This window comes from Azotobacter chroococcum, assembly GCF_004339665.1.
Lineage (GTDB): Bacteria > Pseudomonadota > Gammaproteobacteria > Pseudomonadales > Pseudomonadaceae > Azotobacter > Azotobacter chroococcum.
The window spans coordinates 63995-76462 of sequence record NZ_SMMU01000016.1 but is presented as its reverse complement, the minus strand read 5'-3'; the positions used below and the strand labels follow the sequence as shown (position 1 = coordinate 76462).

Genomic DNA, 12468 nt, shown 5'->3' with positions numbered 1-12468 from the left:
CATGATGGTGGCCTCGTTCACGGCTAAACGAATCGCTTGGGCGGCCCTCGCCCTGCTGCTGGCGGGCTGCGAGACCCTGGACGGTCCCGGCATGGGCATGGGACAGACCGACCCGCGACTGGCCAACAGCAATTCGGCCCAGTTCTTCAGCAAGTCCGGCTGGCAGGCCTGCGCCGGCGGCGCCGTGGTCGGCGTGCTGGCCTGCCAGCTGGCCAACCCGGACAAGAAGGGCGAGTGCATGGCCGCCGCGGCGGTGGTCGGCTGCGGCGCCGGCATGGGCGCCAACTACTACCTCGACCAGCGCCGCAGCCAGTACGCCAATGCCGAGCAGCGCCTCGACGTGGCCATCGCCGACGTGCGCAAGGACAACCGCGAGCTGCAGGACCTGAGCCGCACCGCGCGCACGGTGATCGCCGACGATCGCCAGAGCATCGCCATGATCCAGCGCGACATCGCCGCCAAGCGGGTGCAGAGGGCCCATGCCCAGCAGCGCCTGGCCAAGGTCGACGCCAACCTGGGGTTCCTGCGCGACAAGCTGGCCAACGCCCGCACCCGGCAGCAGGAGTGGCGCAAGGTCGCCGCCGCCGAGCGCGGCAGCGCCAGCGCCGCGCGCATCGACACCCTGAACGCCGAGATCAACAGCATGCAGCGGCAGATCAGCTCGCTGGAAGCCGAGATCGACCAGCTCTACAGACAACGCTCCGCCATCCGCCTGGGTTGAAGCATGCACCGATTTTTCCGAGTCCTGTCCCTTCTCGCCGCCAGCCTGTCGCTCGGCGCCTGCGCGGTGAGCCCGCAGGAGTGCGATCCGCGCCACGCCGATGCCGGCTTCGCCACCAAGTTCGGCTGCAACGTGCACGGCGGCTACGCCCAGCGCGTCGAGCAGAAGGAGAAGATCCTGCTCGACGAGCGCAAGACCAACCAGCTGTTCCGCGACACCTATGCGGCCCTCGACAAGGAACGCAGCGAGGTCGGCCGCGAGCTGGACCGCCAGCGCAGCGAATACGCCGCGCTCAACAAGGCGATGAACGCGCTGCTCGCCGAGCTCAAGCAGAAGGGCCGCAACAACCAGCGCCTGCAGAACGAGATCGCCGCGCTGGAAAAGGACATGGCCAGCCTCAACCGCCAGGACAACAGCGCGGCCGTGGCGCAGAAGCAGTACGAACTGCAGAAACTGCGCACCCGGCTCGCCGGCCTGGAAAGCGACCTGGGCCTGCGCTAGGGCTGGATAGAGACGACCATGAAGCGAATCACCCGTTTATCCAGCGCCACGCACAGCGCGACCGATGCCCTGGCCGGCCACGCGGAACTGGTGGCCATCCTGCGCCGCCATCTGCCGCCGAGCACGGCGACCTTGTTCGCCAAACCCAGGCAGGCCGAAGGCGACGTCATCGAGTGGTACTCGGACCTCGGCGGTCAGCCGGTGCCCTTCAGCGAGCTGGCGCCGCAGGAGGCGCGGCAGGTTCGCCAGCTGCTCGACGAGCGCCTGGCCTCCATCGCACAGCTGGCCGAGCGTCTCGAAGGGCAGGGCGAGGAGGGCCGGCGCCAGGCCGAGCTGCTGCGCCAGGCCGCCCGCTATCCGGACCTGTCCACCCTCTACGCGCTGAACGGCCAGCCGCTGGTGACCTTCTGGGGCGGCGGCGAACCGCCCGCACCGCCACCCCCGCCGGCCGCTGCCGGCATCCCGGGGGCAGCGCCCATAGCGGCGGCCGGCGGCGCGGCGCCACTGCTGGCGGCCGCAGCGCCGCAGCGCCGCTGGTGGCCCTGGCTGCTGCTGTTTGCGCTGCTGCTGGCCCTGCTCGCCGGTCTCTGGTGGTGGCTGCTCGGCCGAGAGGCGCCGCCGCTCGAGCCGCTCGCCGCGACCGAGCCGCCGGCCGTCCAGGAGGAACCCAGGCCGCCGGTCGAGGAGCCGAAAAAGCCTGAGGAAACGCCGCCGCCGGTCGAGGAACCCAAGCCCGAGCCCGAGGTGCCGCCGGTCGAGGAAAAACCGGAGCCCACGCCCGTGGTCCCGCCGGTGCCCGTGGTGAAGCCGGAGCCCAAGGTCGAGGCGGTGGCGCCGCCCAAGCCCGAGCCGAAACCGGAACCCAAGCCCGCGCCCAAGCCGGAACCGAAACCGGAGCCGAAACCGGAGCCCAAGCCTGAGCCTAAACCCGAGCCCAAGCCGGACCCGGTCGAGCTGGCGCATAAGCGCATCGTTTCGGCGGGCAGCAACTGCAATACCCTGCAGCAGCTGCTCAAGGACCCGGAGATCAAGCAGAACCCGACGCTGCGTGGCGAGGTCGAGCAGAAGCTCAAGCAGCAGTGCCGGCAGCAGCTGATCGCCAACGCCAAGAACCTCTGCCCCGAGGAGCGGCCCAAGGAGCTGGCGCCGGAGCTGGCCATCGTCTTCGACGCCTCCGGCTCGATGGACATCAGCCTGCTGGCGAGCAAGCAGGAGATCGACCGGGCAGTGATGATGCAGGGCATGACCGACATCGCCGCGCGCGTGCTGCTGGGCGGCAACCCGGGGATCGACACCACCGGCCACCTGTACCGCGAGCCCAAGCGCATCACCGCGGCCAAGCAGGCGACCACCGCCGTGGTGCAGCGCCTGCCCAGCGACGTCAGCGCCGGCCTGGTGCTGATCGAGCGCTGCCCCAGTTCGCGCAGCATGGGCTTCTTCACCCCGGCCCAGCGCGGCGGCCTGCTGGCGCGCCTGAACTCCATCGAGCCGGTGGAGGGCACGCCGCTGGCCGACGGCGTCGCCAAGGCCGGGCAGATGCTCGACGGTGTCAACCGCGAGTCGGTGATGGTGGTGGTTTCCGACGGCGAGGAGAGCTGCCGCCAGGACCCCTGCGCGGTGGCCCGCGACCTGGCGCGGCGCAAGCCGCACCTGAAGATCAACGTGGTCGACATCGCCGGTACCGGCGCCGGCAACTGTCTGGCCCAGGCCACCGGCGGTCGGGTGTTCAACGCCAGGAACGCCGGCGAACTGGCCGCGATGACCCGCCAGGCCGCCCAGGACGTGCTGCCGCCGGCGCACTGCCGGCAGTGACCGCTGTCTGAGCCGCACAGCGCCGCGTTTCGGGCGGCGCTCACGGCTTTGTGCCCGGGTGCCTTGAAAGCGCCGGCGGCACTGGGCACAGTCGGAGCCCGGCCGCACTTGCCCGTGCGCCGGGTTTCGCCGAGGCTTCATTCACTCCGTCCATGTCAGGATCCTTTCCATGTCCCTCGATATCGTCATCCTCGCCGCCGGCCAGGGCACGCGCATGCGTTCCGCCCTGCCGAAAGTCCTGCACCCGGTCGCCGGCAACTCGATGCTCGGCCACGTCGTCGCCACGGCCCGCCAGCTGGCGCCGCAGGGCATCCACGTGGTGATCGGGCACGGTGCCGAACTGGTGCGCGAGCGACTGGCGGCGGACGATCTGAACTTCGTCCTGCAGGCCGAGCAACTGGGCACCGGGCACGCCGTGGCCCAGGCGCTGCCGGCGCTGTCGGCCGAGCGGGTGCTGATCCTCTACGGCGACGTGCCGCTGATCGAGGCGGACACCCTGCAGCGCCTGCTGGCGCAGGTCGGCCCCGACCGCCTGGCCCTGCTCACCGTGGACCTGGTCGACCCCACCGGCTACGGGCGGATCGTCCGCGATGCGGCAGGCAAGGTCGTCGCCATCGTCGAGCACAAGGACGCCAGCCCCGAGCAGCGCGCCATCTGCGAAGGCAACACCGGCATCCTCGCGGTGCCCGGCGCGCGCCTGGCCGACTGGCTGGGACGGCTGTCCAACGACAACGCCCAGGGCGAGTTCTACCTCACCGACGTGATCGCCATGGCGGTGGCCGACGGCCTGACGGTCGCCACCGAGCAGCCGCTGGACGCCATGGAAGTGCAGGGCGCCAACGACCGTATCCAGCTCGCCCAGCTGGAGCGCCACTACCAGCTGCGCACCGCGCGCCGGCTGATGGCCCAGGGCGTGACCCTGCGCGACCCGGCGCGTTTCGATGTGCGCGGCGAGGTCAGCGTCGGCCGCGACGTGCTGATCGACGTCAACGTGATTCTCGAAGGCCGCGTGATGATCGAAGATGGCGTGGAGATCGGCCCGAACTGCGTGATCAGGGACAGCACCCTGCGCCGTGGCGCCCAGGTCAGGGCCAACAGCCACCTGGAGGGCGCCGAGCTGGGCGAGGGCGCCGACTGCGGGCCCTTCGCCCGCCTGCGGCTGGGCGCGGTGCTGAAAGCCAAGGCCCACGTCGGCAACTTCGTCGAGCTGAAGAACGCGGTGCTGGGCGAGGGCGCCAAGGCCGGGCACCTGTCCTACCTGGGCGATGCCGAGATCGGCGCGCGGACCAATATCGGCGCCGGCACCATCACCTGCAACTACGACGGTGCCAACAAGTTCAGGACGGTGATGGGCGAGGACGTGTTCATCGGCTCGAACAGCGCGCTGGTCGCCCCGGTCACCCTCGGCGACCGCGCCACCACCGGCGCCGGCTCGGTGATCACCGAGGACGTGCCGGCCGACAGCCTGGCCCTCGGCCGCGGCCGCCAGCGCAACATCGAAGGCTGGCAGCGGCCGACCAAGCAGAAGAAATGAAGGATTTTCGCGCATGCGCGTACTGACCTACGCCGGGCTCGAACCCGGCCGGCTGAAAACTGCCCTGAAGAAGGCCGTGGCCGCCATCGAGCGCGACGACTGGCGCAGCGTCGACCTGAAGAAACTGGCGCCGACGCCTTATTTCCGCATCAAGCTCGACCAGGCCAGCCGGCTGCTGCTGAGCTTCGTCCGCTACCGGGACGAGACCGTCTGCCTGGCCCTGGAGGTCATTCCCAACCACGCCTACGAGAAGTCCCGCTTCCTGCGCGGCGCGCGGATCGACGAGGCGCTGATCGAGGACGCCGGCGCGGCGCAGGTCGAGGCCGCCGCCACGCCGGTGCGCTACCTGCATCCGGGGCGCGGGGAATTCCACCTGCTGGACAAGGTGATCTCCTTCGACGACGCCCAGGAGGCCATCTACCGCCTGCCGCCGCCGGCGATCCTGGTCGGCTCGGCCGGTTCCGGCAAGACCGCCCTGACCCTGGAAAAGCTGCGCCAGGCGGAGGGCGAGCTGCTCTACGTCACCCAGTCGCCCTGGCTGGCGCGCAACGCCCGCGAGCTGTACTTCGCCAACGGCTACCGCAACGACGCCCAGGAGCCGCAGTTCCTCGCCTACCGCGAATTCCTCGAAACCCTGAAGGTGCCGGACGGCCGCGAGGTGAACTTCCAGGCCTTCAAGGCCTGGTTCGAGCGGCACCGCCAGCAGTACCGCTTCACCGACGCCCACCAATGCTTCGAGGAGTTCCGCGGGGTGATCGGCAGCCAGCCGGAGGGCGTGCTCGACGAGGCCGCCTACCTGGCCCTCGGCGCCCGCCAGTCGATCTTCCCGGCCGAGCAGCGCAGCGCCGTCCACCAGCTGTTCCGCCGCTACCAGGCCTGGCTTGAGGAAAGCGGCCTGTACGACAGCAACCTGATCGCCCAGCAATGGCAGGCGCTGGCCGAGCCGGCCTACGACTTCGTGGTCGTCGACGAGGTGCAGGATCTGACCAACGCCCAGCTGGCGCTGGTGCTGAAAACCCTCAGAAAGCCCGGCCAGTTCCTGCTCTGCGGCGACTCCAACCAGATCGTCCACCCCAACTTCTTTTCCTGGAGCGCGGTCAAGGGCCTGTTCTGGCGCGATCCGGGGCTGGCAGAGCGGCAGACCCTCTCGGTGCTGCGGATCAACTACCGCAACGCCCGCGAAGTCACCCGGGTGGCCAACGACCTCCTGAAGATCAAGCATGCGCGCTTCGGCTCCATCGACCGCGAGAGCAACCACCTGGTCGAATCCGCCTCCGGCGAGCCGGGCGAGGTGCGCCTGCTGGCCGACAAGGACGCGGTCAAGCGCGACCTGGACGCCCGAACCCGGGCCTCCACCCGGTTCGCCGTGCTGGTGCTGCGCGACGAGGACAAGGCCGAGGCGAAGAAGCACTTCCGCACGCCCCTGGTGTTCTCGGTGCACGAGGCCAAGGGCCTCGAATACCCCAACATCGTGCTCTACCGCTTCGTCTCCGACCAGCGCCAGGCCTATGCGGAAATCTGCGAGGGCGTCAGCGCCGCCGACCTGGCGAAGGACGAGCTGGACTACCGCCGCGCCCGCGACAAGCAGGACAAGTCGCTGGAGGTCTGGAAGTTCTACGTCAACGCCCTGTACGTCGCGCTGACCCGCGCGGTGGAGCGGCTCTACCTGATCGAGAGCGACCACGGCCATCCGCAGCTGCAACTGCTGGGCGTGCAGGGCGGCGAGGCGAAGCTGGAGATCGCTGCCGGCCAGTCCAGCCGCGAGGACTGGGAGCGCGAGGCGCACCGCCTGGAGCAGCAGGGCAAGCAGGAACAGGCCGAGGCGATCCGCCGCGACATCCTCAAGACCCGCCAGGTGCCCTGGCCGGTGTGGAACTGGGAAACCGCCGGGCCGATGATCGAGCGCGCCCGCGATCCCAAGGAAATCTCCAACAAGGTGCGCCAGCAGCTGTTCGACTTCGCCCTCTGGCACCAGCAGGAGCGGCACATCGAGCACCTGGCCGATACGCTGCACTGGAACCCCGCCGTGCAGCTGATCGCCAACGCTCGCCAGGGCGCCATCTGGCGCACCCGCGACAGCCTCGTCGAGCGCCAGCTCGGCGCCTACCGCAAGAAGAACTTCAAGGACATCCTCGTCCAGTGCGACCAGTATGGCGTCGACCACCGCACGCCGATGGACGCCACCCCGCTGATGCTCGCCACCCTGGCCGGCAACCTGCCGCTGGCCGAGGCGCTGCTCGAACGCGGCGCCGATCCCGAGCAGCGCGACCTGTTCGGCCACAGCGCGCTGTCCTATGCCCTCGAGCGCGCCGTCGAGGACGAGGAGTACGCCGCCGGCCCCTTCGGCGAACTCTACGAGCGCCTGGCGACCCCGCTGGACCTGGAGGTGGAAGGGCGGCTGATCCGCCTCGATCCGCAACAGGGCGAATACCTGCCGCTGCAGCTGATGCTCGCCGGCCTCAAGACGCTCGGCTCGCAGCTGACCCACAGCCACGAATACCCGCTCGGCCGGCGCTACGCCTTCTACGCCGACTTCCTGATGCGCAACATCGAGCATTTCCCGGCCGGCGTGCTGCGCCCCGAGCGCAAGAAGCGCACCTACTTCAACCAGGTCCTCGCCCGCGCCGAAATCGACAGCAGCTACCGCCCGGCGCGCAAGCTCTGGCAGCGCGTGCGCAACGGCCACTACCTGCCCAGCCCGGAGCTGAAACTGCGCGTGCCCGACGGCGACGGCCAGGGCCGCTGGCTGCCGCTGTACGAGGTGCTGGCCGCCCGGCAGATCCTTGCCGGCAACGCCTACATGATAGTGGGCGAGTCGCTGCGCTTCGTGCTGAAGGACGACAGCAAGCACGATCCGCTGGATTTCGGCCTGCTGTGAGGAGAGGGCGGCCTGCCTTGCCGGCAGGCCGCCCTTGTCGCACTCGTGGTCATGGATGGGCCGGTGGCTCACCGGTCAGAACTTCGAGTAGTTCAGCACCTCGACTATCGCCGAGCCGCCGATGCCCGCCAGTGACAACAGCAGAGCCCGCACCAGTGGCTCCTCGGAATAACGCGAGAAAGCGCCCGTATTGAGTGCCGCGATTCGCTCGCGAATCAAATGGAATTTCGTATAGTACTTTTCGCTGTCGGGCGTTTTCAGCAGATATTCATCAATGCGCTGTAGCGCCGTGCCACGCGCTTTCTCTGCAGCACGCCGTAACGACAGTGCAGAGATAAATAACACTAGTGCAGTCAGCATGAATGAAATGATCATGCTCGGTGGCGTCGGCCAATTGTCGAATACACTGCTGCGCGACATGATCAGAATCAGCAGGACCACCGTCGGTGCATAGATGAGACGACTGACGGCCGCGGTGCGTCTGGCGATCAGCATCATGTCCACCCAGTCGTCGATGCAGGGATGCTCGCGAATACCAAAGATTTTCTCGTGCTCCATCTGCAGCTTTTGGGGCCAGAGCGCGTGGTGGCTGCTCAACTGGTGGATGAATCGCACCAGCAAACGATTGGCGTCCACCACCCAGAACACCAGCAGATAGAAGACGAAGGTTGGTACCATCCAGCTCAGCTTCAGAAGCTGCAGCTTCCATAACTGTGGCTCCCCACGCATGGGGATCCCCTCTATGGGCCACAGCACATAGAGCGCGCTGGTTGCCACGACAAAAATCCAAGTAGCGAGTATTGCGCGTAGCAGGCGGGCGCCAAATGCACCGCATATGCAATGTGCTTCCCAGAAGCTTTCAAAGTAAATGACTGGGCGTTTGTCGCCACTGTCGGATTGGCCTGGCGCATTAGTCGCTCTCGCTTCGCTCTTGGCAAGGCTGCTGGATGAGAGCGGAAAGAAAATTTGGGACAGGCAATCGCCCAATTCTACTAACCATTTCCGAAGGGATTTCCTTTTGCCGTTATGAACGAAGCGCGGAAGGTGTTTCCATAAACTCGGTTGGCAATTCCACAAGTAGTAGGAATGCTCGATCTCCTCTCGGTTGATTCGCAAGTTACGCCAGCCCCAGGCTATTGCCGAAATCGATATGAGCACGGCAATAAAGCGCAGTCCCAGGGTTGGCCAAGCACTGATTCCCTCGAACAGGAACATCGGCTCGCCCAGACCGTCCTCCGTTAGGCTGCGGCGTTGCTGGTATGCCCACAGTATTGCCAGGAGGAACACTACGATGGGCACCACGATGTAGTAGGCCGGCGCGTCGAACAATAGCGCGCCATTGGTCTGCGACATGGAGCGCAGCCGGCGGCGATTTAATTTCGAGCAAATGATGCCAAGTAGGATCAGCAAGAAGGTCGCCCACATGAACTCAACGCGCCACAGCCAAATGGCTGACAATGCGGACAGCGAGGCGGTAACGTAGAGAGTCAGCGGTAGGTTGCGTACCCAGCCAGGCAGTGTGTCGACCGTGCTCAGAGGATGCTCTTCCTTCTCCTTCTCTATCCACCACCAGCCGAGGAAGATTGCCAGCACCAGCAAGATGAACGATAAAGGCTTGCCCCACCATATCGACAGGTACCTATCGAGAGCATCGCGTGCAGCCCCGGATAATTCGGGATACGGTGGTAGAGGCTGATCCTGCAGGCAAGGCAACTTCATAATGTCTAGAGTGGTACTCTCGTCCTTGTCGCCGGTGGCTCGTGAGCGCACGCTGGCCGATGCCTGGCAAACATCGGCGCGCGAACTCGCCAGTGGGATAAAGCCGTGGAGGCCGACCTCATAGATGCCGGGTGAGAGCAACCCCGAATCTGAGTAGTCGAACTTCGCCAGTTTTTCATCGAAGCTGTGCGGAGCCTGTGCAGCCAGCACGGCGACGAATACGGCGCTCTGCGAACTGTCGCGAAATGGTGGCACATCCTGTTGCAGGGTGCGCGTTAACGTGAGCCCGTAGGGCGAGGCCAATACTAGATTGCGCACGGTCTCTGCCTGGCCACGCTGCAGCATGCGAGCGTCAAGATCGGTGGAGAAGAACACCTTGTTCGGCATCCGGCTCTTGAGGGCTTGCAAAACAAGCAACTTGTCATAGGCATCGGTGCCCAGTACCCCGATGGCACCGATACCGCTCTCGCCATTCTGGCGATAGGTTTCATCTTGATAGGTGATATGATCGGCGAGACGGCGCAGGTAATCGAGTTGAGAGTTGCCGTCAGACTTCTCAAGCGAGCCGATATCGAGCGGATTGCTATCGCGTTGATTGTTCTTCTTGTTGTCGTTGAATTTCCTGTCACTTGCGGACTCCTCGGGCAACAGTCCGTCCAGGCCGCGCAGATAGCTGAATTGCAAGACCCAATTGTTGATATTAGCCTCGGCAAATGAACCTTCCCCGGCCCCAGCGTGCTTAACAATATTCTCCTTGAACGTCTTGGTAATTGCGCGGCTATAGAAACTGTCCCATTCTGAAACCAGTGCAATGCGGTTGGAGCGTTGTCCCCAACCGCTCGTATTGCAGAGCGATTCGACTTTGGCTGGTGCCTCCTTGCTGCATTTCAAGCCATATGCCGGATCCACCCGGCGACGCTTAAGCTCATCCAGAAGCAGGCGCGACAAGGTGCCATCATCGCTGACTGTGCGCAGCAGCTTTATAGAGTTCTTGCCTGCTGGTTTTTCTTGCTGTTCCTGCTGAGTTTCTACCTCGTTAGATGAGGACTGGTCGGGACCTTGTATCAGCATTTTGTTTTCGGCCGTGGCCAAGGGCGAGTAAAACTCGATATTTGGACCTATTGGCGTACCAGTGGCCTCCTTGCGGTACATCTCGCGATACATATAGTGCAGGACTGTCGAGGTGGAAGGTCCGATTACCTTGAGCATCTTATTTGGAGAGTGCTCATCGCTATTGGGTTGGATACCGTACAGCTCATCAAGTTTTTTCGACAAGATAATTCGTAAATTATCAAGATTTTGCAGTGGCTCTGTACCGAGATATTCCTCCTTTACCCAGAACAGCATTGTCCGGGCAGTCAGGCGTTTATTGTTGTCGAGATCTGTAGGAGGATCGAGCGGATTGGCAATGAAGGTTTCATAGGGAATCTCTACCTCCCTCAGTTTTTGACTACTTGCGTTGCTCGTTTGCGGGTTTGCCAAGCCATCTGAAAGAGATAGGCAGCGGATGTGCTGCTCATCTTCCGGTACCATCCGAGCATTCTTGAGGCCGGCCAGAATGGAATAGCGCATGCGCCGGCGTGCCTCTACTTCATCAGCATATGGGCCGCTTGCAACTAACGCTATCATGAGAGAGGGGAGTTCCAGAGTTCTTTCGGCGATCGTTGCCGGCAACACTTCGATCTTGATGATGGGATGTTCTAAGGGGGTTTCGGAGGATGTTGCCGGCGGTACTTCGATCTTAATGGAAGGCGGTTCGGAAGTCGTTTCAGCGGTCGTTGCCGACGGTAGTTTGATCCTAATGGAGGAGTGTTCGTGGGCTGTCTCGACGCTCGTTGCCAACGACACTTTGGCCATAACGGCAGGATGTTCCGAAAGCCTTGTTTCAGTTGGTTTGCTGGAAAGCGCGGTAGTGCATGCGAATGCGTTATCAGAATCTTTGCTGTCTTTACGCCTCTTGCGATGACGCTCGAGCGCATCGAAAGGGTCCTGCCACAGGCGCGCTTCGATTTGCTGTTCCATCTGAAATTGCACACCCGTGGGTCGTGCCTCGAAGAACGGCTCGCGCGTGAGTGCAAAGGTCGAGGCCACGAGGCTGATGATTACTGCGCTGCCTGGAAGCCAGAGACCTAAGTTGCTGCCAGGATCTTTATTGTCGTCCATGGTCCACCCCTCAGGCGTCGGACCGACCGGTGTCCATACGCTAGGACCCGGTCGCGGCGCGTTGCTTCGTGCTGTCTGCCTTCTCCGTCCGCAAGGCGAACGGAGACTCGCCGTCAGTCGACTGAATCCACCTGAGCTTTCACGTGACCGCCTCTGCACGCCCTTTTGAGAATCCGGCTCAGCCTAGTCGCCCCAACTCTCCTGAATGAACATAGAGGTCTGGGGAATTCCCATCCAAGCGGCGTTGTCGGGCTTTGCGGCGGCGGATGCCCGTCGTCGCCGTTTTCCGCCTGGCGAGCGGTTTCCGCTTGACCTGCAGGCGCTGGCAGGCTTTCATTCGATCACTTGTTATTTCGAATCGAAACTTCTAGATGTCGAAACGAAACACTCCACAGCGCCGCCACGCCATCCTCGCCCTGCTCGCCGAGCGGGGCGAGGTCAGCGTCGATGAACTGTCCCGGCGCTTCGAGACCTCGGAAGTCACCATCCGCAAGGACCTCGCCGTCCTCGAGAAGAACGGCCTGCTGCTGCGCCGCTACGGCGGGGCGGTGCCGCGGCCGCAGGACGCCGAGGATGGCCTGCGCCCGCCGTCCGCCTGCCAGCAGGCGATCGCCAGGGCCGCCGCGGCGCGGATTCGCGAGCACGCGCGGATCGTCGTCGACAGCGGCAGCACCACCGCGGCGCTGATTCCCGAGCTGGGCCACAAGCGCGGGCTGGTGGTGATGACCAATTCCCTCGACGTCGCCAACGCCCTGCGCGAGCTGGAGAACGAGCCGGTGCTGCTGATGACCGGCGGCACCTGGGACCCGCATTCGGAATCCTTTCAGGGCCAGGTCGCCGAGCAGGTGCTGCGTTCCTACGACTTCGACCAGCTGTTCATCGGCGCCGACGGCATCGACCTGGCGCGCGGCACCACCTCCTTCAATGAACTGCTCGGCCTGTCCAGGGTCATGGCCGAGGTCGCCCGGGAAGTCGTGGTCATGGTCGAGTCCGACAAGGTCGGCCGGCGGATTCCCAACCTGGAGCTGCCCTGGAGCAGCGTGCACACCCTGATCACCGACGAGCGCCTCTCGCCCGAGGCGCGCGAACAGATTGCGGCGCGCGGCGTGGAGCTGGTCTGCGTCGCCGTGCCCACCTAAG

General features: G+C 64.8%; 7 protein-coding genes. 6 read left to right on the top strand and 1 reads right to left on the bottom strand.

Annotated features, from left to right (window positions below; genetic code table 11):
* Position 1: 1 nt before the first annotated feature.
* From EV691_RS14410 to EV691_RS14390, 5 genes are all read left to right on the top strand, one after another.
* The gene (locus EV691_RS14410) at positions 2-721 is read left to right on the top strand and encodes a hypothetical protein (protein WP_242672487.1); all 720 of its coding nucleotides are present in this window, start codon (positions 2-4) and stop codon (positions 719-721) included.
* Positions 722-724: 3 nt separating this feature from the next.
* Positions 725-1222, top strand: a complete 498-nt coding sequence (locus tag EV691_RS14405; RefSeq protein ID WP_131297534.1) for a hypothetical protein — start codon at positions 725-727, stop codon at positions 1220-1222.
* An 18-nt stretch (positions 1223-1240) separates the two neighbouring features.
* Positions 1241-3034, top strand: coding sequence for a VWA domain-containing protein (locus EV691_RS14400; protein WP_131297535.1), 1794 nt, complete (start codon positions 1241-1243; stop codon positions 3032-3034).
* 169 nt (positions 3035-3203) lie between these two features.
* Positions 3204-4568 carry a bifunctional UDP-N-acetylglucosamine diphosphorylase/glucosamine-1-phosphate N-acetyltransferase GlmU gene (gene glmU / locus EV691_RS14395; RefSeq protein WP_131297536.1) on the top strand — a complete coding sequence of 455 codons (1365 nt, stop codon included), beginning with the start codon at positions 3204-3206 and terminating at the stop codon, positions 4566-4568.
* A 13-nt stretch (positions 4569-4581) separates the two neighbouring features.
* Entirely contained in the window at positions 4582-7446 is a 2865-nt protein-coding gene (locus EV691_RS14390) for a DEAD/DEAH box helicase (protein ID WP_131297537.1), read from the top strand.
* A gap of 75 nt (positions 7447-7521) precedes the next feature.
* Here EV691_RS14390 and EV691_RS14385 read toward each other — a convergent pair whose 3' ends face one another.
* Positions 7522-11328, bottom strand: a complete 3807-nt coding sequence (locus tag EV691_RS14385; RefSeq protein WP_131297538.1) for a hypothetical protein — start codon at positions 11326-11328, stop codon at positions 7522-7524.
* Between the two features lie 371 nt (positions 11329-11699).
* Here EV691_RS14385 and EV691_RS14380 point away from each other — a divergent pair, with 371 nt between their 5' ends.
* Positions 11700-12467, top strand: coding sequence for a DeoR/GlpR family DNA-binding transcription regulator (locus tag EV691_RS14380; protein WP_131297539.1), 768 nt, complete (start codon positions 11700-11702; stop codon positions 12465-12467).
* The last annotated feature ends 1 nt before the right edge of the window (position 12468 follow it).

Coding starts and splice junctions, on each gene's coding strand:
- EV691_RS14405 (WP_131297534.1), top strand. CDS start 725: ATGCACCGATTTTTCCGAGTCCTGTCCCTTCTCGCCGCCAGCCTGTCG.
- EV691_RS14410 (WP_242672487.1), top strand. CDS start 2: ATGATGGTGGCCTCGTTCACGGCTAAACGAATCGCTTGGGCGGCCCTC.
- EV691_RS14400 (WP_131297535.1), top strand. CDS start 1,241: ATGAAGCGAATCACCCGTTTATCCAGCGCCACGCACAGCGCGACCGAT.
- EV691_RS14380 (WP_131297539.1), top strand. CDS start 11,700: ATGTCGAAACGAAACACTCCACAGCGCCGCCACGCCATCCTCGCCCTG.
- glmU (WP_131297536.1), top strand. CDS start 3,204: ATGTCCCTCGATATCGTCATCCTCGCCGCCGGCCAGGGCACGCGCATG.
- EV691_RS14390 (WP_131297537.1), top strand. CDS start 4,582: ATGCGCGTACTGACCTACGCCGGGCTCGAACCCGGCCGGCTGAAAACT.
- EV691_RS14385 (WP_131297538.1), bottom strand. CDS start 11,328: ATGGACGACAATAAAGATCCTGGCAGCAACTTAGGTCTCTGGCTTCCA.